This window comes from Pseudoalteromonas sp. 5Ae-yellow (genome assembly GCF_014077565.1).
Classification (GTDB): domain Bacteria; phylum Pseudomonadota; class Gammaproteobacteria; order Enterobacterales; family Alteromonadaceae; genus Pseudoalteromonas.
This window is the reverse complement of sequence record NZ_JACGWD010000036.1, coordinates 18921-44016: the sequence shown is the minus strand read 5'-3', so window position 1 is coordinate 44016 and position 25096 is coordinate 18921. Positions and strand designations below refer to the sequence as shown.

General features: G+C 37.6%; 23 protein-coding genes and 1 pseudogene. 13 read left to right on the top strand and 11 right to left on the bottom strand.

The annotated features are described in order from the left end of the window. Window positions 1-266 precede the first annotated feature (266 nt). Window positions 267-1502, bottom strand: coding sequence for an EAL and HDOD domain-containing protein (locus tag H4J63_RS11190; protein ID WP_182196607.1), 1236 nt, complete (start codon window positions 1500-1502; stop codon window positions 267-269). Window positions 1503-1834: 332 nt separating this feature from the next. Here H4J63_RS11190 and putP point away from each other — a divergent pair, with 332 nt between their 5' ends. Continuing rightward, window positions 1835-3313, top strand: a complete 1479-nt coding sequence (gene putP, locus H4J63_RS11185; protein ID WP_101217622.1) for a sodium/proline symporter PutP — start codon at window positions 1835-1837, stop codon at window positions 3311-3313. A 275-nt stretch (window positions 3314-3588) separates the two neighbouring features. On the opposite strand, the gene H4J63_RS11180 is transcribed toward putP, so the two are convergent. After that, window positions 3589-3906 (bottom strand): YebG family protein, encoded by a 318-nt coding sequence (locus H4J63_RS11180; RefSeq protein WP_007584105.1) that lies wholly within the window; start codon window positions 3904-3906, stop codon window positions 3589-3591. 314 nt (window positions 3907-4220) lie between these two features. On the opposite strand from H4J63_RS11180, the gene H4J63_RS11175 reads away from it, so the two are divergent. Further along, the gene (locus H4J63_RS11175; RefSeq protein ID WP_024589927.1) at window positions 4221-4517 is read left to right on the top strand and encodes a helix-hairpin-helix domain-containing protein; all 297 of its coding nucleotides are present in this window, start codon (window positions 4221-4223) and stop codon (window positions 4515-4517) included. 24 nt (window positions 4518-4541) lie between these two features. On the opposite strand, the gene H4J63_RS11170 is transcribed toward H4J63_RS11175, so the two are convergent. Both H4J63_RS11170 and dsbB read right to left on the bottom strand, forming a co-directional pair. Further along, complete coding sequence (locus tag H4J63_RS11170) at window positions 4542-4844, bottom strand: DUF6170 family protein (protein WP_182196604.1); 303 nt, start codon at window positions 4842-4844, stop codon at window positions 4542-4544. 1 nt (window position 4845) lies between these two features. Then, the gene (dsbB, locus tag H4J63_RS11165; RefSeq protein WP_007584117.1) at window positions 4846-5364 is read right to left on the bottom strand and encodes a disulfide bond formation protein DsbB; all 519 of its coding nucleotides are present in this window, start codon (window positions 5362-5364) and stop codon (window positions 4846-4848) included. 542 nt (window positions 5365-5906) lie between these two features. On the opposite strand from dsbB, the gene fadR reads away from it, so the two are divergent. Beyond that, window positions 5907-6620: a fatty acid metabolism transcriptional regulator FadR gene (fadR, locus tag H4J63_RS11160; protein ID WP_004335692.1), complete on the top strand. Its 714-nt coding sequence runs from the start codon at window positions 5907-5909 to the stop codon at window positions 6618-6620. 364 nt (window positions 6621-6984) lie between these two features. After that, on the top strand, window positions 6985-7590 hold the full coding sequence (locus H4J63_RS11155) for a peroxiredoxin (RefSeq protein WP_007378637.1): 606 nt from the start codon (window positions 6985-6987) through the stop codon (window positions 7588-7590). 59 nt (window positions 7591-7649) lie between these two features. On the opposite strand, the gene H4J63_RS11150 is transcribed toward H4J63_RS11155, so the two are convergent. After that, the gene (locus H4J63_RS11150) at window positions 7650-10241 is read right to left on the bottom strand and encodes a TonB-dependent receptor (protein ID WP_182196601.1); all 2592 of its coding nucleotides are present in this window, start codon (window positions 10239-10241) and stop codon (window positions 7650-7652) included. 746 nt (window positions 10242-10987) lie between these two features. Further along, window positions 10988-11467: an SsrA-binding protein SmpB gene (gene smpB / locus H4J63_RS11145; RefSeq protein WP_010553883.1), complete on the bottom strand. Its 480-nt coding sequence runs from the start codon at window positions 11465-11467 to the stop codon at window positions 10988-10990. 147 nt (window positions 11468-11614) lie between these two features. On the opposite strand from smpB, the gene H4J63_RS11140 reads away from it, so the two are divergent. Together H4J63_RS11140 and H4J63_RS11135 are read left to right on the top strand one after the other, a co-directional pair. Continuing rightward, complete coding sequence (locus H4J63_RS11140; RefSeq protein ID WP_007584120.1) at window positions 11615-12055, top strand: type II toxin-antitoxin system RatA family toxin; 441 nt, start codon at window positions 11615-11617, stop codon at window positions 12053-12055. Then, window positions 12052-12375 carry an RnfH family protein gene (locus H4J63_RS11135; RefSeq protein WP_007584122.1) on the top strand — a complete coding sequence of 108 codons (324 nt, stop codon included), beginning with the start codon at window positions 12052-12054 and terminating at the stop codon, window positions 12373-12375. Before H4J63_RS11140 ends, H4J63_RS11135 begins: the two co-directional genes overlap by 4 nt. A 133-nt stretch (window positions 12376-12508) precedes the next feature. On the opposite strand, the gene H4J63_RS11130 is transcribed toward H4J63_RS11135, so the two are convergent. Then, window positions 12509-12868 (bottom strand): outer membrane protein assembly factor BamE, encoded by a 360-nt coding sequence (locus H4J63_RS11130; RefSeq protein ID WP_004335706.1) that lies wholly within the window; start codon window positions 12866-12868, stop codon window positions 12509-12511. 107 nt (window positions 12869-12975) lie between these two features. Between H4J63_RS11130 and H4J63_RS11125 the strand changes: the two genes are divergently transcribed. Next, on the top strand, window positions 12976-13305 hold the full coding sequence (locus H4J63_RS11125; protein WP_182196598.1) for a GIY-YIG nuclease family protein: 330 nt from the start codon (window positions 12976-12978) through the stop codon (window positions 13303-13305). Window positions 13306-13393: 88 nt separating this feature from the next. Here the strand turns inward: H4J63_RS11125 and H4J63_RS11120 are convergent, their stop codons facing one another. Then, window positions 13394-15313, bottom strand: coding sequence for a methyl-accepting chemotaxis protein (locus H4J63_RS11120; protein ID WP_024606188.1), 1920 nt, complete (start codon window positions 15311-15313; stop codon window positions 13394-13396). Window positions 15314-15507: 194 nt separating this feature from the next. Beyond that, window positions 15508-16980: a ketol-acid reductoisomerase gene (gene ilvC / locus H4J63_RS11115; RefSeq protein ID WP_024589917.1), complete on the bottom strand. Its 1473-nt coding sequence runs from the start codon at window positions 16978-16980 to the stop codon at window positions 15508-15510. A gap of 138 nt (window positions 16981-17118) precedes the next feature. Here ilvC and ilvY point away from each other — a divergent pair, with 138 nt between their 5' ends. The 6 genes and pseudogenes from ilvY (at window position 17119) to H4J63_RS11085 (ending at window position 22763) form a co-directional block, all read left to right on the top strand. After that, window positions 17119-18024, top strand: a complete 906-nt coding sequence (gene ilvY / locus H4J63_RS11110) for an HTH-type transcriptional activator IlvY (protein WP_182196595.1) — start codon at window positions 17119-17121, stop codon at window positions 18022-18024. A 116-nt stretch (window positions 18025-18140) separates the two neighbouring features. Further along, a pseudogene (locus tag H4J63_RS11105) lies at window positions 18141-19187 on the top strand (GGDEF domain-containing protein). Between the two features lie 401 nt (window positions 19188-19588). Further along, entirely contained in the window at window positions 19589-20401 is an 813-nt protein-coding gene (locus H4J63_RS11100; protein ID WP_182196593.1) for a MipA/OmpV family protein, read from the top strand. A gap of 1 nt (window position 20402) precedes the next feature. Then, the gene (locus H4J63_RS11095; RefSeq protein WP_024594944.1) at window positions 20403-20783 is read left to right on the top strand and encodes a DUF3019 domain-containing protein; all 381 of its coding nucleotides are present in this window, start codon (window positions 20403-20405) and stop codon (window positions 20781-20783) included. 14 nt (window positions 20784-20797) lie between these two features. Next, window positions 20798-21490 (top strand): response regulator, encoded by a 693-nt coding sequence (locus H4J63_RS11090; RefSeq protein WP_182196591.1) that lies wholly within the window; start codon window positions 20798-20800, stop codon window positions 21488-21490. Window positions 21491-21515: 25 nt separating this feature from the next. Next, window positions 21516-22763: an ATP-binding protein gene (locus H4J63_RS11085; protein WP_182196589.1), complete on the top strand. Its 1248-nt coding sequence runs from the start codon at window positions 21516-21518 to the stop codon at window positions 22761-22763. 97 nt (window positions 22764-22860) lie between these two features. On the opposite strand, the gene H4J63_RS11080 is transcribed toward H4J63_RS11085, so the two are convergent. Both H4J63_RS11080 and H4J63_RS11075 read right to left on the bottom strand, forming a co-directional pair. After that, entirely contained in the window at window positions 22861-23076 is a 216-nt protein-coding gene (locus H4J63_RS11080; protein ID WP_170071858.1) for a DUF3820 family protein, read from the bottom strand. Window positions 23077-23427: 351 nt separating this feature from the next. Beyond that, entirely contained in the window at window positions 23428-25002 is a 1575-nt protein-coding gene (locus H4J63_RS11075; protein ID WP_182196587.1) for a cation:proton antiporter family protein, read from the bottom strand. Window positions 25003-25096: the final 94 nt, after the last annotated feature.

Here is a 25096-nt window from a genome sequence, read left to right as displayed (position 1 = left end):
TACATCAAGGTCAGAAGTAATAATCTTCACTAAAAGACCGTATATATGACAGCAAACCTGTCCCTGCTATCGTTGAATGACACCTTGCAATACTGGAGGAGACCATATATGAACTCTGGATAATAAACCTATCTCAAGCAGTTATTTTCAGCGCTAACTACGTTGAATTTACTTGCAATAGGCTAACTATTGACGCGTAAGTTCGCCTTGTTTTCACTGAAAATCTCTGGCTAGAGAAAAATAAATTTAAATATCTGAACCAGAGTTCAGGTAGTTTGTTTTTCGTTCACTACTAACTGCATTTGTTCATTAACCCAAGCTAGCGCTTCATGATAGGCATCGGGAACTTTTTCTCCTAGGTTTAGCTCTTTCGTTAGTTCGTTTGCATCTGACCAGTTTGCTTGTTCGTAGTATTTAACTAAGTTTAAATATTTTGCTAGCAAGCCTTCATCGTTTAATAGCGCTGCTTTTATATCATTAGAAAGTGGAAGCTTTTTCATGACGCTTTCCATACTCTCATCTAAAATAGCATCCATTAGCGACATCATACCGGTTAAAAATGCCATGCCGGTATCTTTAAACTGCCCATGGGATATAGCGAGCAATTCAGCAAATCGAGCGCGCGTAAGCGATAGCCTAATTAGCTCTACAGGTTTGTCTGCTGATACTTGTGCTGCAAACAGTAGTGACAATAGCTTTTTAATTTCATTGGCGCCAAGCACTATAAGAGCTTGCTTAATGGTACTTATTTCTGCGCGTCTTGCAAATGCGGCAGAATTTGAATACCTAAGTAATTTATAAGATAGGTTTACATCACGTTCAAACACATCAGTGATTTTCTTAAGATCCATATCAACACTTGATGTTTCGTAAAGTAATTCAGCTAATGCCATTTCTGATGGTGGTAGAGCCTTACTTTGTACCATTTCAGGTTTTGAGAAGAAAAATCCTTGGAAATAATCAAACCCAAGCTCTAAAGCTTGTTGGTAAATTTCATAGGTTTCTACTTTTTCGGCAAGTAACTTAATATGTGAGTGCGGTTTTAAATCGTTTAGAACCGTTTTTATTGTATCTATATCGGATGCTAAAAAGTCTATTTTAATAATATCAATAAATGGGTAAAAATGACGCCATACAGGTTGATGAATATAGTCATCAAGAGCAATAGTGTAACCTTTATCTTTTAAATCTTTAACGATAGCTAATAAACGCTTACCAGGCTGGATAGTTTCAAGTATTTCTACAACTATAGTGTCTTTACCTAGTAGTGTAGGGTAACCCTTTGATAGTGTTTCTAGGGTGAAGTTTATATAGGCAGGTTTATTGTCGGTTAAATCTTCTAAACCAAAATTAAACTGGCTACCCTCTATAAGTCGTGTTGTTGCTTCGTCACCATCTATATCGGGGAATACGTTATCAACGCCATCGCGAAATAAAAGCTCATATCCGATGAGTTTTTTATCTCTGTCTAAAATTGGTTGGCGTGCAGCGTAAAAATACATAAATAGTTCCGTAAGATTAATGTAATTAGTTATTGTAATAATATATGGCAAAAGACTCAAAATAGCATTACGTATATTTGCTAGATTAATAAATTATCATTATAAATTAAGGTGTTTCTTCTATTTAATTTATTATATTTTACCAATTCGCTTTAAAATTATTCAACATGAGTATTTTTGTATCAGCTGGAAGCAACAAGTTGGAGATTTTATTGTTAGGCATGATATAGTCAGCGAGAATGGTTTTTATCCTAATAGTGTCTTTATTATAATATTTTAAGAGTCAATATTCGGATCAAGAGCCTGTTATTAATAATTATGCGGAGGCTAATTTGGAAACAGGAATGATTATTTCACTAGCATTATATTTTGTTGTAATGTTAGGTATCGGACTATATGCATATAAGCAATCTACTGGCGATGTATCAGGTTACATGTTAGGTGGACGAAATCTATCACCAAGTGTTGCTGCACTATCTGCAGGTGCATCTGACATGAGTGGCTGGATTTTAATGGGCCTACCTGGTGCGATGTTTGTTACTGGTTTTAGTAGTACATGGATAGCAATTGGTTTGGTGATTGGTGCTTGGTTAAATTACCTGTTAGTTGCACCTAGATTACGTGTGTACACTGAAAAAGCAAATGACTCTATAACAATCCCAGATTACTTCTCAAATCGCTTCAATGATAAGTCAAACTTATTACGTGTTGTATCAGCTGTTGTGATTATAGTCTTCTTTACTCTTTACACGTCATCTGGTGTTGTAGCCGGCGGAAAATTGTTTGAAAGCTCATTTGGTTTAAGTTATGAAGTGGGTTTATACATTACAACGGGTGTTGTTGTTTTATACACTTTGTTTGGTGGTTTTTTAGCGGTTAGCTTAACTGATTTCGTGCAAGGTTGTATCATGTTCATCGCACTGATTCTAGTGCCTACTGTTGCATACTCTTTACTTGAACAACCTCTGGAATCTACTTTACATAGTGTAAATCCAGATATGCTTAACTGGATTGGAGCAGGCTCTGCATTAGGTATTATTTCTGCAATGGCATGGGGTTTAGGTTATTTTGGTCAACCACATATCATCGTTCGTTTTATGTCGGTACGTAGTGTTAAGGATATGCCTAAAGCTCGCCGTATTGGTATGACATGGATGATTGTTGCTGCCCTTGGTGCTGTTGGTACTGGTATATTTGGTGCTGCTTATACTTATGAAAATAATATTGTAGTTGAAGATCCTGAAACGATTTTCCTAATTCTTTCTGAGTTATTGTTTCACCCACTTATTGCTGGCTTTTTACTAGCTGCAATTTTGGCTGCTATTATGAGTACTATCTCATCGCAATTGCTAGTAAGCTCAAGTTCATTGACTGAAGATTTATATAAAACATTTTTACGTAAAGATGCTAGCGACTTTGAATTAGTTACTGTTGGTCGAATTAGCGTTGCATTTGTTGCCCTGTTTGCAATTTATTTAGCGTACGATAGAGATAGCTCTATTTTAGACCTAGTAAGTAATGCATGGGCAGGCTTTGGTGCTGCTTTTGGACCACTTGTATTGTTTAGTCTTTATTGGAAACGTATGAATTTTGCTGGCGCCTTATCTGGTATGTTAGTAGGTGCGTTTACAGTGCTTGTTTGGATTTATGGTCCGTTTACTATTAATGGTGAAAGTTTAAGTAGCTTTATGTATGAAATAGTACCTGGCTTTATTTTAGCGAGTATCGCAATTGTTGTTGTTAGCTTAGTAACAAAAGAGCCAGAGCAAAACATCACTGCTTTATTTGATGAAGTAGAAAAAGAGCTTTAAATAGCAATTACTATTCATTTTAAAATGAGTAGTAAGTAATACCAATCCGCGATAAGACTTAATCATTTTGCGGTGCTAAACGTGTTGTTACCGGCGTTAAAAAATTATCATTTAGAACAACTAAATATCAAATTTTTTGCCTAGCTATCAACACGTTTTTCCATCCTCAAAATAGATCACTTAATTAAGCGAATTGGTATAATAAAAAAGGGAGCAACTAAGTTGCTCCCTTTTTTATTTAGTTTGTCCCGTCCGAGGAGAGGGCAATCTACGAGTTAACTTGCTTTTTTATCGTTGTTATCTTCAATTGATGCAACGTTATCTGACTTTTTACTTTTTGCTGGCGCTTTGGTAACAACTGGATCTTTGCCGCCCTTTAATATGGTCATAAAGTCATCTTTGCTTTTCGCTATTTCTAATGCAAGTGATTCAATTTGTTGCTCACTAAGCGGTACGTCTACCTTTTCTAGCATTAGCTCAAGTGATTCTGCTATATCGAGCATCTTGTCATAAGCATCAGCTTCTTTTTTGGTAGTAAACGTCATACGCTCGACTCCGTTTCGTTCTACAACATATTTAACAACAACAGCCATGATTTCTCCTGCAAAATTGCTTGGCACCGTGGTTTGTAAAAACCATTAGATTACTGTTTTTATGTACAGTAATGGTTTGGGCGTAAATTTGCAAGCGCGAAGTATTAATTTTTAGGTGTCTTAAATTTGACAAAAAACGGTAACTTTACTTTAGTTAAGCAATCACTTTGTTGTACCAGCTGCATTTTCAGGATTTCGGATCATAGTGATAATGCGTTTAGGTACACTTTAAGTGATGAGCTTTTCAGTTCCTTACTTTTTGGTTTTCCTGAGCAACATTCCAAATTAAGAAAAGAAGAATAGGGACAAGTTTGATGAAAACGTTAAAAAATTTATTCATAATAAGCTTATTATGCTTACTACCTGCAACTACCGTATATGCACAACTATCGGAAGTAACTAAGCAAATGCCTCAAGTTGAGACAATTAGTATAAATAATGCTGATGCAGATATGCTTGCTAAGCTACCGGGTATAGGTAAGAAAAAAGCGCAGGCAATTGTGGATTACCGTGAAGAAAACGGCGAATTTAAAAGCGTTAGTGATTTATCGCAAGTTAAAGGAATTGGTAAAAAACTATTAGCCAAATTAGAGGGGAAAATTTCACTTTAATAGCAGTAGATAACAATCAGGGCGCTATGCGCCCTGATTAAATTGTTTTAATGCATCGCTTAAGTGTTTTTTAGCAAAGTTGATTTCAATAGGTGTTGTTAAAAGTGGGTAGCAAAGTCCGCCGAGTATCAAAAACGGGATTAATATCCAACCTTTAAATACCGTGAATATTAAAAATAGTGGACTTAGTAATATTAATTTAATAATACTTAGTAACACTTTATCAGTTGGCGATAACATACTTAAAGAAAGTGCTATTACGTCTTGGCGCTTGCGTACCTTTAGGTGCTTAAGCTCATCTAATTGGCTTGAAAAAAATGTAAACATATCAAATCGACTTTTTAATTAATAAACGGCCAATAACTATAATAAATAGTGTTAGTGAGAAAATCCCAAATATAATTTCCATCCAAGCAGGCATGCTCAAACCAACAAATTGCCAATCTATATTTCCACAATCCCCGGTCGCCTGAAAAAAGCTAGGTATCCATTCATGTAACGGCATAAACGATGGGAAGTTTGGTTCAAACTCACAGCTAAATGCAAAAGGGTCTGTGGTGGTTTGCATATCAATATGCTCGCGAGCAATTAAATATCCCCAAACACTCGATACACCCCAAATTACATACGCTAATATACGAACTGCTTTGCTCTGTGGTTTAGTCGAACCTACGATTCCTGCGCCTAATAGACCCAGTACGGCTGTTCGTTGATATATGCACATTATGCAAGGCGCCAATCCCATTTGGTATTGAAAGAAAAGGGCGGTCACTTCAAGTAAAAAAACGATAGCTGTAAATAAAAGCCACGGGGTACGTTGGGTGGGTAATTGCGCAAGCCAGTTCATAAAAATTCCGCGTTTAAATAAGACGTTAGATTATGACCTAGGATAATGTATGCGGCAACAAAAAGGAAAAAAAAGCTACCGAAGTCGCTTTTTATAAGATGAAATTATTGATCACTCAATGCAGCCTCAGCAGAGGCTACATGACGCTCTACTTAGTTCCCATTGATACATAAGCTTAGTTATATCGCTTACTTATACAACATTGGTACATTGCCTAATCAATTCTTTAAAGTTGCGGTTAGAACACTCTGTTGCATAGGTGTTCCTTTTTAATGTACTTATGTGTTTTAAGTTGATTCAGTTAGGTATGGTGTAAATAAAATATCAATAATTACAATGTACCTACAATGAATATTGCTCTGTATATTTATACATTGTAGCGATATTAGAGAAACCTAAATTTTATTATTTATTAATCTTTAATTTCTACTCATTTGCTTATTAATATACCTGACTTTACTTGTTAGTTATGCTTCGTCTGGTACAATCAGTCAGTTATTCGTGTAAAACGATGAGTGTTGATTAATTCGAGTGGGAACTGGATGAGAATTTTTAAAGCGAAAAGCCCAGCAGGATTTGCTGAAGAATATATAGTTGAATCTATTTGGAACGGCGATTTCCCTCCAGGTTCAATTCTACCTGCCGAGCGAGAACTTTCAGAGTTAATTGGTGTAACAAGAACGACCTTGAGAGAAGTATTACAGCGTTTAGCACGTGATGGTTGGTTAACAATTCAGCATGGTAAACCAACAAAAGTAAATAACTTTTGGGAGACGTCTGGCTTAAATATTCTTGAAACACTAGCGCGCTTAGATGAAGACAAGATGCCAGAGCTGACAGATCAGCTTTTATCTGCACGTACTAATATTAGTGCTATTTATACACGTGCTGCAATTAAGTTAAATCCTGAACGTGTAATTGAAATTTTATCACAAAGTCATGAGCTAGAAGATACTGCGCAGGCATTTGCTGACTACGATTACAAAGTTCATCACGAATTAGCCGTTGCGGGTAATAACCGTATTTATGTATTAATACTCAACGGTTTTAGAGGTTTTTATTCAAAGATTGGTTGTCATTACTTCTCTGATGCTGGAACTCGTGAACTTGCTCGTCAGTTTTATAAAGATTTAACAATCTTGGCAGAAAATAAAGAGCACGATGGTGCTATTTCGATGATGCGTAAATACGGTCATCAAACAGGTGAGATTTGGCAAAAAATCCGAGGTGATATGCCCTCAGATATAATGGATTAAATCTAAACGAGAAACCTGCATTTGCAGGTTTTTTTGTACCTGTAAAAATTAATACCACATTATATGAATTTTTAAACAATTTAATGTATTAACCTTTCTTCAGTAACGTCAAAAGTTCTATCTAATTACAACGCAATTTACACTTCAAAATAGACCTATTATTCAAGCAGATTAATGCAAGTTGTAAGTGTTCGTTATTTTCGATTGCTCACATCGTTAAATGCGATTGTTCTTTTGTAGTGAATAACTTTAAAATGACAGTTAATTATATGTGTGCGCTATTGGTTTTTAATTTTTAGCGCCCATATAAGTACCAGCATTGCGAAAGCAATTGAAAACAAACTCAAAATATTTGGAGAATAAAATGGGTGTATTAGTAGGCCGCCAGGCACCAGACTTTACCGCTGCAGCTGTTCTTGGTAACGGTGAAATTGTAGATAGCTATAACCTTCATGAAACAATTAAAGGTAAAAAAGCAGTTATCTTCTTTTATCCACTAGATTTCACGTTTGTATGTCCTTCTGAACTTATTGCATTTGATAAGCGTTTTGAAGAGTTTCAAAAGCGTGGCGTAGAAGTAATTGGTGTTTCTATCGATTCACAATTCTCACATAACGCATGGCGTAACACTGCTGTTGCAGACGGCGGTATTGGTAAAGTTCAATACGCACTAGTTGCAGATGTTAAACACGAAATTTGTAAAGCGTATGACGTTGAACATCCAGAAGCGGGTGTTGCATTTCGTGGTTCATTCTTAATCGACGAAGAAGGCAATGTACGTCACCAAGTAGTGAACGATTTACCACTAGGTCGTAACATCGACGAAATGCTTCGCATGGTTGACGCGCTAGCGTTCCACACTGAACACGGTGAAGTATGTCCTGCTGGTTGGACTGAAGGTAAAAAAGGTATGGACGCAAGCCCTGAAGGCGTTGCTAAGTTCTTATCTGAAAACGAAGGCGAGCTATAATTTAGCCCTTAGTTTTAAATAAAAAAACCGCCAATTGGCGGTTTTTTTGTGTCGTTTATTTAGAAAGAAAAGCTTACTTTAGTGTACAAGTAGCGGCCACGAGGATTATGCACAGCTGATGCATAACCGTATAAATCGCCATCGCCATCACCAATTGCAAATGGTGGCTCTTCATCAAATAAGTTATTAACACCTAAAGATATTTTAGCTGACTCAGTAATACGGTACGACGTTTGTAAATCAACAAGCGTTTGTGAGTCAATCATACGTGAAGTATTACTATCAAAGTCTAAATTGCCATCAAAGTCGATATCAGGCGTATCTTCAAATTCGCCTACATAACTGATATTTATATTGGTGTTAAACTCACCAATTTCCCAGTTGGTTGAGAAAATAAAGCGATGCTCTGGGTAACCATATTCACCCGTGTAATCACGACCATCTTTTTCAAACTTATCCTGATATGCCCACTCTAAATTAAATTTAAGTAAACCTAAGTCATCAAGAGAGTGGTTATAGTTTGCTGAAACATCAACACCAGATACTTCTTGCGATGATAAATTTTTAAATGTGCTGTGTATTTTTTGTATTGTGCCTAAGCTTGCACCGCCTGTAGGGGCTAAACGGACACATACGGTACTATTTTGGTTACCACATTCTGCAGCATAAATAGGACCAAATTCTTCTTCGTCGATTTTATTATCTTGAGTAATACTCCATACATCAACACTTAAACCAAACTCAGCTGTAGGTGCCCAGATAACGCCCACGTTCCATGATTCTGACTCTTCTGCTTGTAAATCAGGGTTACCAGAGAACTCAATGTTGTAATCAAGTGCTTGGCAATCTAATCCTGTTTGTTCACAGCGCTGTGTATCAACAAAAAATTGGCTTTTTTGTGATGGACCTAAGCCTATTTGCGCTAACGAAGGCGCTCTAAAGCCTTGCGCCCAAGAACCACGAACCGTTACTTTATCAGTCGGTGCCCAGCGCAGAGCTATTTTTGGATTTGTTGTTGTACCAAAGTCGCTATAATCATCGTAACGACCGGCTAATTGCAGTTCGAGGTTTTCAGCAAGTGGGATTGAGAACTCAACATATGCAGCGTATTGTTCACGATCAGCAGAAGCTGATACTGATTCAGTACCAAATATTAAGCCACGTTGAAATTGATCATCAGGGATATCATTTACATCTTCTTCACGGTACTCAATACCGGCGGCCATCATTACAGCTTCGCCACCAAAACTAAACGCTTCACCTGTAATGTTAGCGTCAAAAGAGGTCATATGAGACTCACCACGACGCACTAAGCTGGTTGTGATTCTGTCAATTACAGCTGGGTCGTTATATGTGCCGCCAAATGGGTTATATCTGCCAGCATCAATTTCTTGTTGTAGAAAGTCAGTGCGTACCCAGCCTTGTGTACGATCGCCTGTTTGTAGTGATTTACTGCGACCTTTTTGTACCGCTGTCTCCCAGCTCCAATCGTTTATTTCGCCTTTCAACCCTGCAACGAAGCGTAAGGTGTCTGATTCAATGTCCCATTGGCGAGCGCCTGCATCTACTGTACGGTAACGTCCAATTTGAATGTCTTCACCAAATGGATTGTTTGGATGATTAGCGGGTACCGTAAGGCCTGCATCTTCATCAAGTGGTGTTGGTGCACCTGCCGCGACAGAGCTATTATGCTGAACAGCCATTTCTAAAAAGCCAGTAATACCGTTATCAAAGCGGTATTCAAATTGTGAAATAGCGCCTACACGCTCCGATGCTGGGGCAACATATCCATATGGGCCGTAATCAAATAAACAGCTACCACTTGAAGTTGCATTTTCAGCAGGACAGGCTGGGTCGATTGTTTTAACGTCATCGACAATAAAGTAGCCTGGGAAACCACGAGATGAACGGAAATCTTCACCACCATAAGGTGCTTGGTTTGCAGTGCCAAGGCTGCCCATTTCATCAGAAGAAAGAGATGTGTTTTTAAAGTAATCGATAATAACAGATGCACTACTTTTTTCGCTTGTTGTACCCCAAACTAGGCTTGCTGTTGTTTCTTCATAATTTGGACCATCTGTACCGCCATAGCCTAGGTTAATCTCAACACCATCAATATCTTTCTTTAAGATAACGTTCACTACACCCGCTACTGCATCTGAGCCATAGATAGCTGAAGCGCCATCTTTTAGTATGTCGATACGCTCAATAGCAGAAACAGGAATACTGTTAATATCTACAAATGAGTTGGTGATACCTTCAGCAAAGGCACTAATTGATACACGGCGACCATTAATTAGTACCAGTGTTGCATCGGCTCCTAAGCCACGTAAGCTTACTGCAGCTGAACCGTTAGCGGTTGAATCTTGGTTGTTACCACGAGTAGAGAAAGTACCGCTACCTGCTACAGGCATTCTTTCGAGGAGTTGCTGTAAATTATCGTAACCCATGTTTTCGATTTCAGCTCTACCGATTGATTGTACCGGAGAAGGCCCTTCAATATCAGTTCGCTTAATACGAGAACCAGTAACCTGAATTCGCTCTACTTTTTTAGCTTCTTCTGCTGCGTAGGCTGTTGTTGTAAAACCTGCTGATAATGCGAGTGTTGCGCCCACAATAATGCTTGGTGTAAATGCAGTTGATTGCTTCATCCTTAAGTCCTTGTTGATATATTGTAAAATTATTTGCTTAACAAGCGCGGGTATTAATATCATGTAACTTAAGTGTTAGCAATTAGCTTAATTTGTGATTTAAGTATTAGTTACAATGCTTTTTTGTGGGTTTTATGACCTTATTTATACTTTTTTTTCTAGGTGAAACTAAGCGTGAATAGGACATAGAGTTAATAATTATTATATAGCTAGATGAAGCCATGTGTGGAATAGCTAGTGATAGAAATAATTTGTAATAATTTATTTCTATAAATTAAAACTTATGTTTGTTTTTCTGCTTTTAATTTATTCAATTATGTAATACCAATTCGCAGTAATACTTAATCAATTTGAGGGGTTAAAGTTGATGCTAAAGGCATTGGAATTTTCTGATTTACGACTGCTAGATACCGGAGGTGGGGTAATGCAGGAGTAATTGCTGATAATGGCTAAGTAATATCAACCTGCATAAATCTTTGATCAATTTAACGAATTAAATTGCACTATAACGTCGTTAAAAATTTTTTATTTAGAACAACTAGATATAAAAATTTTTGCCTAGTTCTAGCGTAATTTTCTTAACGTTAAATAGACCCCATATATAAGCAGATTGGTATAACAAGTTTTGTCTTGTTATCGACACTATTTTCTTATCTCATAATAGATTACTTAGTTAAGCGAATTGGTATTTTTTGAGTTTTTATATAGGTGAAATTAAAAACGCCTAATAAATTAGGCGTTTTTATTTATGCTTTATGCTTCATTAAGCGTTCTTTTTCACGCGACCAGTCTTTATCTTTACCGTCTTCGCGTTTGTCGTGTAATTTCTTACCTTTTGCCAAATGAAACTCAAGTTTTACCCAGCATTTTTTCCAGTACATCGCTGTAGCTATTAAAGAATAGCCATCGCGCTCTGTAGCACCGAATAAACGGTCAAGTTCGCGTCTGCTTAATAGCAATTTACGATAACGTAGCGGGTCGCAAATTACATGGGTCGATGCACTGATAAGTGGCTGAATTTGACTGCCAAGTAAAAATGCTTCGCCATTTTTAAGGTGAATATAAGTTTCTGTGATATTTACTTTACCAGCTCGGATACTTTTAACTTCCCAGCCTTGTAGTTCAACACCCGCTTCAAACTTATCGTGTAAAAAATACTCATGTCGCGCTTTTTTGTTTAGCGCGATGGTATTACTTGTCGATTTTGATGAATTTTTCTTAGCCATAGTGCCCTATAATATACGTAATGTGAGATGTTTTACATCGATTTTTTTAATAATGCTTTTAAAAATTTAGCTTTAATTTAAGCAGCATGAAAATTTGGGGAAACGCGCAAAGCTTGCTAAAATTCGCCCACACAGTTGGGAGTGAGTATGCCACAAATAGAAAAAAGTGCGCTGGTTATGTACAGCACTAAAGAGATGTTTGATCTAGTTAATGATGTAGAAGCTTATTCACAGTTTTTACCAAATTGCTCAGACTCAAAAATTGTTTCACAGCACGATAATAACATGACCGCGAGTTTAGAAATATCTAAGGCGGGTATAAAAAAGTGGTTTACCACCGAAAACACCTTTGTTGATGAGCAAACCGTGTTACTGCGCCTTGTTGATGGTCCGTTTAAGACGTTAAAAGGGCGCTGGCATTTTCAAGAGCTTGACGCCAAAGCATGTAAGGTTCATTTGCACCTAGAGTTTGAATTTTCAAGTAAGTTAATAGAGCTTGCCTTTGGAAAGATTTTTAACGATGTAGCAAAAAATATGGTGAGTGCATTTACTCAACGTGCAAAACAGGTTTATGGAGCGCGAGTATGATTAATGTTGAAGTGGTCTTTGCATTACCGACCACGGCCACGTGTTTATCAATTGAAGTGCCACAAGGGACTACAGTCGAGCAAGCTGTTATTCAGTCAGGTATTATAGAAAAGTGCCCAGAAATAGATGCCACATCGCTAACGTTAGGTGTGTGGAATCGAACTGTAAAAGCTAACTATGAATTAAAAGACGGTGACCGTATAGAAATATACCGTCCACTAATTGCAGATCCTAAAGATGCCCGCAGAAAACGTGCAGAAAAAGCAAAAGAAGAGGGGCGTGCAAATAAAATAACGGGTGGTCGCCCACTCGAGAAGTAATACCAATCGGCATAAACTTCGAACAATTTAACAGATTAAATCACACGCTAACGTCGTTTAAAATGGTAAAAGCTTTTTAAGTAAACCAATAAAAAAGGTGAGCCATGCTCACCTTTTTTACTACCTGAGACGTTTATTGCTCTAGCGGTGTAGTAAAGTTTTCAGGTTGGTCATAATCACCTGAGATTGAAACTAACTTTTCATTTTCAAAGTTAATTACTAACTCTTTATTTTGTTCGTTTTTACGGCCTTTATTAAAGCTGTAAATATAGCGCCAAGTATTGTTATCAAAGGCGTCCTCGGCAATAGGTCTACCTAATACATAAACAACTTGCTCTCGGGTCATATTTACACGAAGTTTTTCAACATCCGATTGCTCTAAAAAGTTGCCTTGTGGGATGTTAATTCGGTATACCCAGCTAGAGCAACCTGCTGCTGAGCTAAGTGTTAAAGCGACGATAAGCCAAAGAGAAAAAGTTTTTAACGACTGCATTGTTAGTTGTGATCCTTATTTTTTATAATCTGCATGATACCGATTAGTCACTGAAGGTAAAACCCTTTTAAGCAATTGTTTTATGTTAAGGGCGTTAAGGTAATGTTTTGACCACTGATAATGAAAAAAGTTTACAGCATATTGAAACGAATATTTTAAAAACTGAGTCTACTTGGTTTTTATATATAGTTGAAACACGATTTGGTCATTGGTACACAGGGATCACGACTAATGTTGAAAAACGCTTTGCAACTCATCAGGCTGGTAAAGGAGCTAAAAACCTTAGAGGAAAAGGGCCTCTTTTACTTATCCATCAACAACAAGTAGGTAATAAAAGTGAAGCAAGTAAGCTTGAGTATCAATTAAAAAAGCTTCCTAGAGCTAAAAAGGAAGCGTACGTTTTAGCGTTTAATAGCGGCGATAGTGAAAACACTTAGTTTGTATAAATTAAGCATATTAGCTATGAGCAAAAACTATCTTCGAATATAGTTTTTGCTCATAGCTGGCGTGTAATATTAGAGTCGCTTAGCGATGCTTTTCAAAGGTAGCTACAAGTGCATCAAGGGTTTGTGCGCTGTTTGCTAAGTCTCGAATAGCTTGCTCTGTATTGATTTGTTCGCTCATTGCTTTATCGCTAATTTCGCTAATCTGCTCAATATTACGACTTACATCGGCAACCACATTACTTTGCTGCTCAGTTGCAGTCGCTATGAGCGTAGCCATATCGTTTATCTCATTTGCTGTTTCGGTTATTGTATCAAGTAATTCAACAGAGCTTTGCATAGCACCAACGCTTTGCTGAGCTTTATCTTTCGATTGACCAATATCGTTAACTACATCGTCAGATATTCTTGTAAGCTCTTCAATCATAGATTGAATTTCGGTGGTTGATTGCGATGTACGGTTTGCCAGTGCACGTACTTCATCAGCAACAACAGCAAAGCCGCGTCCGTGTTCACCTGCGCGAGCAGATTCAATTGCAGCATTTAAAGCAAGTAGATTAGTTTGATCCGATATGCCTCTAATTGAGTCAACAATACTTGCAATATCAACCGTTTTTTTAGAAAGCAAAGTAACTTGCTCTGTTATGCCATCAATATCGCTGGCAAGGGCTGATATAGTTGCTTGGCTTTGGAGTACTTGTTTGTGACTTTGAATGGTGTTTTCGCGGCTGTTATCGGTTAACTTAGCTGTATTTGCTGCGCTTTGCGCTATTTCTTGTACTGTGGCGCCCATTTCGTTGATTGCTGCTGCGACAGATATTGTTTGTTCTTTTTGGTGATCTATTGCTTGAGAATTTCGTTTGGCTTGTTCAAATACATGATCAGAGCTTTGACGTATATCGTGGCTTTCGCTTGCAACCTGAGTAATGGCTGTTTCTATTTTGTTAATAAACTGATTAAAGCCATTACTTAGGTTGTTAAGCTCTGGTTGGCTCGATTCTGGTAAGCGGTACGCTAAATTTGCATCGCCTGAGCCTAATCGTGAAAATAACTCAGCCATTTTAGAAAGTGGAGATGAAAGTGAGCGTGCAAGTAAGTAACTGATTAAACTCGCAACTAATGCTGTAATTATCGTAAAGGTAAAAATTTGCCATTGTAAGGTATTTACACTTGCGAAAACTTCACTTTTTGGTACTTGAGCTACAACATATAAATCGGTGTTTTTAATAGGCGTAGCAGCTACAAGTGTCGGTTCGCCATTTAAATTAATTTCTTCTAGCGCAAAGCCATTACTATTAAATAGTTGGCTGTGGATATTTGCAGTATACAAATCATCAATATTTGCTTTAGCTACTTTACTTGCATCTTTATGAAGCTGAATCAATCCATTTTTATCTGCAATGAATACAAAGCCTGTTTGCTCAATTTTAAATTGCTGTAATAGCTTTTGCATATCAGTGATGCTTTTTGCAAGACCTGCTAAACCAGTACCATTGGCCTGCTGATGGTTTACAAACATTTTCACATCATTGGCTGACTCTTGATAAATACTGATAGAGTAAGGTTGTTTTGATTGCTTAAAAGCAAAAAACCAGCCATCGGCTGCATCGTTTTTTAACACACGCAAAAACCCATTCTGGTTCCAGTACTGTGCAGTGTCTCTATTTGCCCAAGATGCTGTGGCTAAATCGTATTGCTGGGCAACGCGATTTAATTCTTTTAATAGTAATGTATCGTCTTGGTTGTTTGATTGAGCCCATTGTAAAATAAATTCGTTTGATGATAGTTGCTGAGCAGCACCGAGTAACTCGTTGATTTCACCGCCTATGTGATTGCTGATTGTTTGCAATTTACTAGGGAGCTCTGACTCAATCATACGTTGCTCAATTATATCTTCTGAGCTGTATAAAGAGGTCAAGCCAATAAGCGCGGCTACACATATAGCAATAGCACTGCCTAAAGCTGTGATTTTTTGAGTAATAGAAAGGTTTTGTATCGTCATGATATTAATTAATTTTACAACTGAGTAGAGGACTATATTAGCACATTATTTATTTTGATCTAAATATTGCCTATAAAGGGATGGATAAAAGGTAGCGTTGGATGATTAAAGTTTTATGAATGAGCATAAAAAAGCCCACATGCAAAAAGCATACGGGCTTGGTTTCTAACAAGCGAAACATTTACTGTTTAGGGTTAAACAATCTTTTTCATTGCTGACATGTAGCCACGTAATTTAGCACCTACTTTCTCAACTGGGTGTTCGCGCAATGCAGCGTTAATTTGAATTAATGTTTGGTTATCAACTTGGTTACTGTGCTCGCCAAGGCCTTTACCGATAATGTCTGTATCAACGTTTTTCATAAAATCAGCAAGTAATGGTAAACATGCATGGTTATATAAATAACAGCCGTATTCTGCAGTATCAGAGATAGTACGGTTCATTTCAAAAAGCTTTTTACGCGCAATAGTATTGGCGATTAATGGCGTTTCGTGTAATGACTCGTAGTAGGCCGACTCTTCGATAATGCCGGCTGCTGTCATGGTTTCAAATGCAAGTTCAACACCTGCCTTAACCATTGCTACCATTAAAATACCGTTATCAAAAAATTCTTGTTCTGAGATTTCCACATCGCCAGCAGGGGTCTTTTCAAAGTTAGTTTCTGCCGTTTCTGCGCGCCATTTAAGTAAGTTTACGTCATCGTTATTCCAGTCTTCCATCATAGTGCGTGAGAAAGTGCCGTCGATGATGTCATCTTGATGCTTATTATAAAGCGGGCGCATAATTAGTTTTAGCTCTTCACTTAGTTCAAACGCTTTTACTTTTGCTGGGTTTGAAAGGCGGTCAAGCATGTTAGTAACGCCACCGTACTTAAGTGCTTCGGTAATTACTTCCCAGCCGTATTGAATTAGTTTTGATGCATAACCCGCATCAACGCCTTTTTCTACCATTTTATCAAAACATAAAATAGAGCCAGTTTGTAACATGCCACATAAAATGGTTTGCTCGCCCATTAGGTCAGACTTAACTTCAGCAATAAATGATGATTTAAGTACACCTGCGCGATGTCCGCCCGTACCCGCTGCATACGCTTTAGCTTGTGCTAAACCAAGACCTTGAGGGTCATTTTCTGGGTGAACTGCGATCAGAGTTGGTACACCAAAACCGCGTTTGTATTCTTCACGTACTTCAGAACCAGGACACTTAGGTGCAACCATGATTACAGTAATGTCTTCACGTACTTGCATGCCTTCTTCAACGATATTAAAACCATGAGAGTAAGCAAGTGTAGAGTCTTTTTTCATAAGTGGCATAATTGCACTTACTACAGCGGTATGTTGTTTATCTGGCGTTAAGTTAAGTACTACGTCAGCGGTAGGTATTAATTCTTCATAAGTACCAACAGTAAAGCCGTTTTCAGACGCATTTAAAAATGATTGGCGACGCTCAGAAATAGCTGAAGCACGTAATGTGTAAGAAACATCTAAACCAGAGTCACGTAAGTTTAAGCCTTGGTTTAAACCTTGTGCGCCACAGCCTACAATAACTAGTTTTTTACCTTTAAGTGCGTCAACGCCATCGGCAAATTCGCCTGCGTCCATAAATTCACATTGCGCTAATTGCGCTAATTGCTCGCGTAAAGGTAAGGTATTGAAATAATTCGCCATTGTTAGTGTCCTATAAAGTCATGTTTGTTAGATGCGCAAGATTTATTGCGCTTACAAACACCATATGTAAAATCGTTGCTTGCGTAAAATGATATATTTGAATTAAAGTGTTTCATAATATGAAATACTGGGTTTGGCATGGATCATAAACATTTAAACTACTTTTTAGCACTGGCTAAAACACTTCACTTTGGGCGCGCAAGTGAGCTTTGCCACATAAGCGCACCCACTTTGAGCCGAAATATAAAACATTTGGAAGAAGAAGTTGGAGTAGCATTGTTTATCCGCGATAACCGAAGCGTTAAATTAACGCGTGAGGGGGAGTCCTTTATTGATTACGCAACGGCAACGCTTGCTAATTGGCAACGTTTTAAAACGAATGTAAAAGACCCACAACAGCATATTTACGGCAAAGTAAGTATTTATTGTTCTGTAACTGCATCTTATAGTTTTTTACATCAAATATTAGAACAACTTCGTGCGCAGCATCAGTACATAGAGATAACATTAAATACAGGCGACCCAGCACTTGCTATAAATCGTGTACTTGATGGCCACGAATTAATGGCAATTGCAGCTAAGCCTAATAAATTACCGTCGCAAATTGCCTTTGTTGATATTGGGCACTCACCACTTTTATTAATTGGCCCAAAAATTCAATGTCCGATCACACAAAAGCTTACACAAAATAGTGATGACATTAATTGGTCTGATTTAGAGTTTATTGTCCCAGAACAAGGTTTTTCTCGCCAAAGGTTAGAGCACTGGTGGCGCAAAAATAATATTCACGGAAAAATCTACGCCCAAGTTGCAGGACATGAAGCAATGGTATCTATGGTGAGCTTAGGGCTAGGCGTCGCAATGGTCCCTAAAATAGTGCTAGATAATAGCCCGCTGCAGGATAAGGTACAAATACTAACACCAAAAATGCAAGCACCTGAAGGGTTTGATATCGGTTTGGCGGTATTAAGAAAAGAGTTAAATGACCCTGCAATCAGTGCGTTGTGGAATATTGCGCAAACTTTAGAAGCAAAAGCAATTTAATATGCACACAGAGCAAGCAAATTAGTTAAATAGTATTAATATAGGTTGCGTATGAGTTTACTATTACTTAACATTGAGTGCTAATAATAAAAACAATGACGCTTGAGAGTTTATTTATGAACCACGCCGTATCACTTGCTCATTCTGCTCAATGCCTTAAAAAGGCGATTCCTTTGATGGTAAAATACCGCATGCCGGTTACGCCTATCAACTATGCAATTTGTACTGTTACATTCAAGGGAGTAACCCTTCATTAAATGCTGAATTAGACCATGTTATTGCTGAGCAACAAACATGCTCACAAGACAAAGCAAAAGAAATTTTTGATAAGCATTTAACGCAAGACGATCTGGCTTTCTTTCAAGAAATGACTGAAAAGTTCCATACAACTATGGAGCAAGTCCAGCAAGATATAAGCACCACGCTTGAGCATTCCAAAAGCTTTACAACAAGTTTAGTTGATTCACAAAATGAATTAAATATGCTTGCTGATGTAAATTCTTATAATGAAATATTAGGTTGTGTAGAGCGCTTAACCGACGATTCTATTGCTATGCAGGATTATGCTAGAGAATTTCAAACTAAGTTAGCTGTTGCTTACAACGAAATAAAAGATTTAAAAGAAGCACTTAATATTTCAAAAGAAGCAGCTGATACCGACACGCTTACGGGGTTTTATAACCGAGGTAAGTTTGATTCAGGTATCGTAAAATTTTGTTTTGAATACTCAGAGAAAGCACAGGAAGATTCTCTTGCCGTACTAATTATGTTTGATATTGATCACTTTAAACGTTTTAACGATGACTTTGGTCATCAAAAGGGTGAACGAAGTGTTGAGGTTAGTTGCCAAAAAAGTGAGAGGAAATACAACTGAAACAGCAAATATATATAGATACGGTGGCGAAGAGTTTTGTATAACAGCTTATTTTGACACTATTAACGATATAATAGCGTTTGCCGATTGTATACGTTTAGCTATTGCGAAATTAGCGATTCGTAAAAAGCATGATATAACAGCTAAACGTGCTATTTCTGCAAGTTTTGGTTTAGCTATTTTACGTCCATTTACTAATAGCTCAGTTTTAGTTGAGCGTGCAGATAGAGCCTTATATATCGCAAAAACACATGGCCGAAACCGAATAGAAATAGCCCCTGATATTTAATAAGCATCAGAAGCTTGATTTATTACGGCTAAAGCCGCTATTAACTTTGGTAACCTAGTAGCTTGTAAGGTTAATAAAAAAAAGTTGTTAGAGTTGGCTTCCTGCAGATTTTATTTGAATTAAAGCATTTGCGAGGTTATCCCTCATTTCCAAAGTTTCTCAAAGCAGTGCCAGCTTAGCCAACGCACATAACTAATTTGAAGGGTTTGTCACTTCAAAAACACAAAAGTTAACATTTGTGTATACAAATTGTGAATAATTGTAACCAGCTAGAGCTAGTTTAAAAAGACCTTGCTAGTATGGGGTACTTACTTAATTTAATACTTTGATGTACGCTGATGCGGTATTCCTTCTCCTTATTAACAGCTCTATGTTTTAGCACTTTGTTTGCTTGCCTTTCGGTGCAAGCAACACAGGCAAGCAAGCATGCTGACGATTATACAGAGCAAGATATAACAACCGATCGTCTGCATTTGAGTTTAAGCGTTGGGGCTGGAGTTATAACCAACCCTTTGCATGGTGGAGATAATATTCCGCTTGTGCTTATTCCACAAATTGCATTTTATGCAGAGCAATGGTTTTTTGATAATGGCCGCCTTGGCTATTCATTTTCACAATCCCCAAAGCATCACTTTAATCTAGTTAGTGAACTCAACTCTGAATCTCGCTTTTTTATAGACTGGCACCCTAAAAATGTATTTGCATTGCAAAGTAGTGCTCTTAATAATCAGCTCGTAATGCAAAATGAAGCCTCGTCCTCTCGCTACGCTGATATTGATAATTTGCATAAACGGCAAATTGCCTTGGATGCGGGTATTGCATATCACTATGTAAATGATGACCATGTTTTTTCAGTTCAGGCTCTGCATGATATAACCGATGTTTATCGAGGTGTACGCGGTGCATTGCAGTGGCAATATCATACTGTGCTAGGAAAGCTTAAAATAAAGCCAACACTTGGAATAAACTATAAATCTGCGGAACTAAATAGCTATTTTTATGGACTTAATGAGGGTGAAACTCAATTTGGCAAAATAGACGTTGGTAGTAGTTGGCAACCTTATGCTAAAATCGACGCCCGTTGGCCACTGAGTAAGGCTGACTCTCTTCGTTTTCATGTAGCATATTACGACTATTCGGCTATGGATGGCAGTCCGCTCTTTGAACGTACTTATTCAATGACTGCATTTATAGGATTCGATCGTACTTTTTAATATGAAGTATTCAATATTAGTTGTGTTTATTACCACTTTTTTTAGTGGTTTTAGCGTGGCACAAACCCCTGTTTTTAGTGTTTCTCCAAAAGTCTGCGTGGTTTCCGAACAGCAGGATTTTTGCGATCTTGATTTACAGTTTAAATGGCTATTAAACACCTATAGTGATGTCTGTTTGTATCAACAAGAACAACTACTTCAATGCTGGCAGCAGCAGCGTTCTGGGCAATTTAATTATAAAGCGCGTGTTCAGGTGGAGACCATATACTCCTTAATCAATCCTCATACGGGTGTGTTAATAGCAAAAACACAGGTTGAAGTACAAAGCGCCCATGCTAAAAAAAATAGGCGTAGGCTTCGCTCTCCGTGGAGCTTTTTTTAATTTAGGAGCAACTAATGCCAAAAATTTTACTTGTTGAAGATGATCTCGGTTTACAACAGTTAACAAAAGATTACCTTGAACATAATGGCCTTGAAGTCGAAGTGTTAGACCGCGGTGACGAAGTGTTTAATTACCTAGAAAACAATACACCCGATTTAATAATTCTAGACGTTATGCTGCCAGGTAAAGATGGCTTTAGCGTTTGCCGCCAAGTAAGAGATAAATTTACTCTACCAATTTTAATGTTGACTGCTAAAGGTGAAGACTTCGACCAAGTACTTGGTTTAGAACTTGGTGCTGATGATTATGTAATAAAACCAGCAGAGCCACGTGTATTACTAGCGCGGATCAATGCATTACTTCGACGTGGGCAACCAATAGTAAAATCTAGTGAAGAACTGCAGTTTGGTGATTTAGTCATCGATAAAACAAGCCGTATTGTAAAACTAAGTGATTCAGAGATTGTATTAACTTCGCACGAGTTTGAACTACTATGGCTATTAGCGTCAAATGCGGGTGAAGTACTAAGCAGAGAGCATGTGCACCAACATATGATTGGCCGTCAATACGACGGACTTGATAGAACTGTGGATGTACGCGTATCACGAATTCGTAAAAAATTAGGCGACAACAGTGATAAGCCGTATCGTATAAAAACTGTATGGGGACAAGGCTATTTATTTGTTTCTGATGCGTGGGATCTCTAGAACTATTTAAGGTTAATCGGCTGTAATGGGAAAACTGTTTACCAGCTTATACTTATATATCATTGTTTCATTATTTGTTGTAAGTGGTGTTATTGAGCAGCTGTGGCCCTATGAAGAGTCACAGCAGCAGGTCTTCTTAGACGATGAGTTTGGGCAATCACTGTGGTTGCTTTCGCAAACCCCAAATGGTCTTAAAAAGCTAAAGCATAACTTTGAAAGTAAAGTGATTGAACGACGTGATTTAATACTCCCTCAAAAACAACAATCGCAGCTAAATCAAAATCACTACTTATATTTGTATGATAAGCAACAACGCATTGTTTGGTATGTAGATCTCGGTAATGATTCATTACTTCAGGTAGGGCCGGTAGGTGTATTAACGCAAGAATCATCTTCAGTTTGGCCGTATTTATTACTACTTATTATTGTAGGTATACCAGTTGGGCTATGGAGCTTTTTACTCTGGCGTGACTTTGCAAAGCTACGTAAAGCGTGTGAAGCGGTAGAGGGTTTGCAAGACTTTCAACTAAATGACTCTTCTAAGTCTTTCTTTTTACCTATAACAGATACATTAAAGGTAATGCAGCAACGTATTGAGTTTTTACTTAGTGCGCAGCAAGAGCTTACCTCATCGGTATCACATGAATTTAGAACGCCATTAGCACGTTTAAAGTTTGCAATTGTAATGTTACAAGAGCAAATGCTTGATGAAAAAGGCGAAAAATACCTAACAAACATGCAAACAGACATTAGTGAGCTTGAGTCACTAGTCTCTGAAATGCTTGAATACGCGCGATTAGACTCTCAACAACCAAGTTTACAGCCAATAAACTGCGATTTAGCTGGGCTGGTAAAAACCACTGTTGAAAAGCTAAATTTTGAAGCTAGAACAACGCTCTCTATAAACCTCCCTGAGCATTTAAATTACTACTGTGATAGCCACTTTATGGCGCGAGTATTTCAAAATTTAATTGGCAATGCGCTCAAATACACTCATCAACAAGTCAAAATTTCATTGCTACAAGAGGCAACTCACATCGTATTGATTGTTGAAGATGATGGTGAAGGGATTGACCCCGTTGAGCGAGAAAACGTATTTAAGCCTTTTACTCGATTAGATAAAAGTAGAGGCAAGGACACTGGTGGTTTTGGTTTAGGACTCGCTATAGTTGCTAAAATTGTGTCGTGGCACCAAGGAGAGTGTAAAGCAGAAAGCTCAAGCTTAGGTGGTGCTAAATTTATTGTATATCTACCCCTCAAATTAAAGACATAAAAAAAGCGCCTAAAGGCGCTTTTTTTGCGGTTAAAAACCAAAATCAACAAGTAGCAATATAATAGACCGCATACCTTCAAAAAAGTTCTCAACTACTTTATTTTTTTTCAAGTAATGGCATTAGCATTTGTTCAAGGCCATTTAGCTTTACTTCGTACATCATCGCAAGTTGGCTACCTAGCTTTGAATCGGGAAATCCTTGTTTGTTAAACCACACTAAATAAGGTTCTGGCAGGAGCAATAATGGACGTCCTGCATATTTTCCAAACGGCATTGTAGTATTTATCGCTATTTTTAATTGTTTTGGATCCATAAAGATTACTTAGGTATTTAAAGTCTGAGTAAGTGTAAGGGATTTTAGAGATATAAAATAGGCTGTGACGGGCAAGAAACAGCCTATTTTGCGAGGGAGTAGGCCCTCTAATTTGATAATTTTATGTTAATTAATATAAACCTAGTTGAACTTTAATTAGCTGGGATCTAATTAAGTTATTATTAGAACATGGGTTCTTATTTAACCAACATCGCTAGTCTACCTGTTTTTTATTGCTATAGAGAATTGGCTTGTAAAGGAATGTAAATAGAATTGTTTTTTATTTAAAAACTAATAACAAAGCCTTAATGAATTTAAGGCTTTGTTATTTATAAACGATACAAAAGAGGACTATTCGTTAAACAGCTCTTGTTTAACGTGCTCTGCAAAACCACTACCGGCTTCTAAATAAAAGTTATAAGTAGAATGAACGCCCATTTCTTCAAGCTCTTTTTGTTGATCTGGGTAGTTTGCAATAGCTGTTACTTGGCCTTTATAACCAGAGGCCTGTAATTGCTCTAAAGCAAAAATATTTTGCATATGCTTTGGCATTGCAAGCATAACCATTTCTACTTGTGAGTGATTTACTCGTTGCCAAAAGTCAGGGTCGGTTGCATCAGCAATTAAGACGTTGCGGCCTCTGTTAACGTGCTTGTCTACCACCTCTGGCTTTATATCTATGCCTGCAACAACATTTGGGTGAGTCGCGTTGATCGTTTCATAAGCACCAGTACCAATACGTCCCATCCCAAAAATGACTATTTTCGTATCATTAAGGTTAACGGGTAGCTCCTCAGCTAAACGAGTTTTACTTTCAAACTTTAATAACCAGTGCTCTATTTTTACATACAACTCATTTGAGCGTTTATTTAATGGGGAAGCAATTATGAATGTAATAGAAACAGCAATTGCCATTACAGCTAGCCACTCAGAGGTGATCATGCCTGTAGTCGCAGCCACTGCACATACAATTAATCCAAACTCACTGTAGTTAGATAAGCTAAAAGCGGTAAGTAATGATGTACGCGCACGTAATTTGAATATATTAGTGAACACATAGTAAAGCGCTATTTTAATGGGTAATACTAAAATAAGTATAATGGCAACAATCAAGGAGTTAGTGGTTAGCTCTGCGCTTAAACCAATACTTAAGAAAAAGCCAACTAGCAATATGTCCTTTAAATTAAGTAGAGATTTTGATAGCTCGCCAGCCTTTTTGTGAGGGGCAAACATCATTCCTATTACTAGTGCACCTAAATCGCCTTTTAGGCCTGCAAATTCAAATGCATGATAACCAGCAACTAGCGCAAAGAAAAAACCAAACAATGGTAATAGTTCACCATGTTTAGAGCGATTTAGTACGCCATACATTACAGGTCGTAATAAAGGCAAAGCAATTATTAATGCAACAGCCCATAAATTAGGGATTTTACCGGTGCTAATAGCTAAAAATATTACTGCAAAGATATCCTGCATTACCAATATTCCAATGGCTATTTTGCCGTGTAAACTTGCCATTTCCCCGCGTTCTTCAAGTACTTTCACTGCAAATACGGTACTTGAAAAGCTAAGCGCAAACCCAACTAATAAAGCACTTTGCCAACTTAAATCAACAAATAGTGGAATGGCGAAAACGCCAAGCAGAAGCATAAAGCCACTAAATAACGCGCTGCTAAAAATGATATGCAATGTTGCAGGCGCCCACACTTGAGGTTTAATTAAACTGTTTACCTTTAGTTTTAAACCAATACTAAAAAGAAGAAGGGTAACACCAAGAGCTGCAATTGTTTCGAGCAATTCTGTGCTTTTGTAACCCGACAAATTTAAAGCAAAACCAGCTAATAAAAAGCCAATAAGAGGAGGTAGTTTTAATTGATAAACAGCAAAACCACAAACAAACGCGGCGGCAAAATAGATTAGTTCCATAATTCTTAATATCACTTCACTTGGGGTTGCAGTGTAACGAAAAATTTATACCATTGAAAATAAAAATAGACCTAAAAATGAACGCGTCTAATCA

Excerpts from the sequence above, each read along its gene's own strand:
- H4J63_RS11080 (WP_170071858.1), bottom strand. The coding sequence starts at position 23,076 with ATGGATCCAAAACAATTAAAAATAGCGATAAATACTACAATGCCGTTT.
- H4J63_RS11090 (WP_182196591.1), top strand. The coding sequence starts at position 20,798 with ATGCCAAAAATTTTACTTGTTGAAGATGATCTCGGTTTACAACAGTTA.
- H4J63_RS11170 (WP_182196604.1), bottom strand. The coding sequence starts at position 4,844 with ATGTTTACATTTTTTTCAAGCCAATTAGATGAGCTTAAGCACCTAAAG.
- fadR (WP_004335692.1), top strand. The coding sequence starts at position 5,907 with ATGAGAATTTTTAAAGCGAAAAGCCCAGCAGGATTTGCTGAAGAATAT.
- H4J63_RS11085 (WP_182196589.1), top strand. The coding sequence starts at position 21,516 with ATGGGAAAACTGTTTACCAGCTTATACTTATATATCATTGTTTCATTA.
- H4J63_RS11095 (WP_024594944.1), top strand. The coding sequence starts at position 20,403 with ATGAAGTATTCAATATTAGTTGTGTTTATTACCACTTTTTTTAGTGGT.
- H4J63_RS11140 (WP_007584120.1), top strand. The coding sequence starts at position 11,615 with ATGCCACAAATAGAAAAAAGTGCGCTGGTTATGTACAGCACTAAAGAG.
- dsbB (WP_007584117.1), bottom strand. The coding sequence starts at position 5,364 with ATGAACTGGCTTGCGCAATTACCCACCCAACGTACCCCGTGGCTTTTA.
- ilvY (WP_182196595.1), top strand. The coding sequence starts at position 17,119 with ATGGATCATAAACATTTAAACTACTTTTTAGCACTGGCTAAAACACTT.
- H4J63_RS11150 (WP_182196601.1), bottom strand. The coding sequence starts at position 10,241 with ATGAAGCAATCAACTGCATTTACACCAAGCATTATTGTGGGCGCAACA.
- smpB (WP_010553883.1), bottom strand. The coding sequence starts at position 11,467 with ATGGCTAAGAAAAATTCATCAAAATCGACAAGTAATACCATCGCGCTA.
- ilvC (WP_024589917.1), bottom strand. The coding sequence starts at position 16,980 with ATGGCGAATTATTTCAATACCTTACCTTTACGCGAGCAATTAGCGCAA.
- H4J63_RS11180 (WP_007584105.1), bottom strand. The coding sequence starts at position 3,906 with ATGGCTGTTGTTGTTAAATATGTTGTAGAACGAAACGGAGTCGAGCGT.
- H4J63_RS11190 (WP_182196607.1), bottom strand. The coding sequence starts at position 1,502 with ATGTATTTTTACGCTGCACGCCAACCAATTTTAGACAGAGATAAAAAA.
- H4J63_RS11130 (WP_004335706.1), bottom strand. The coding sequence starts at position 12,868 with ATGCAGTCGTTAAAAACTTTTTCTCTTTGGCTTATCGTCGCTTTAACA.
- H4J63_RS11175 (WP_024589927.1), top strand. The coding sequence starts at position 4,221 with ATGAAAACGTTAAAAAATTTATTCATAATAAGCTTATTATGCTTACTA.
- H4J63_RS11155 (WP_007378637.1), top strand. The coding sequence starts at position 6,985 with ATGGGTGTATTAGTAGGCCGCCAGGCACCAGACTTTACCGCTGCAGCT.
- H4J63_RS11075 (WP_182196587.1), bottom strand. The coding sequence starts at position 25,002 with ATGGAACTAATCTATTTTGCCGCCGCGTTTGTTTGTGGTTTTGCTGTT.
- H4J63_RS11120 (WP_024606188.1), bottom strand. The coding sequence starts at position 15,313 with ATGACGATACAAAACCTTTCTATTACTCAAAAAATCACAGCTTTAGGC.
- H4J63_RS11135 (WP_007584122.1), top strand. The coding sequence starts at position 12,052 with ATGATTAATGTTGAAGTGGTCTTTGCATTACCGACCACGGCCACGTGT.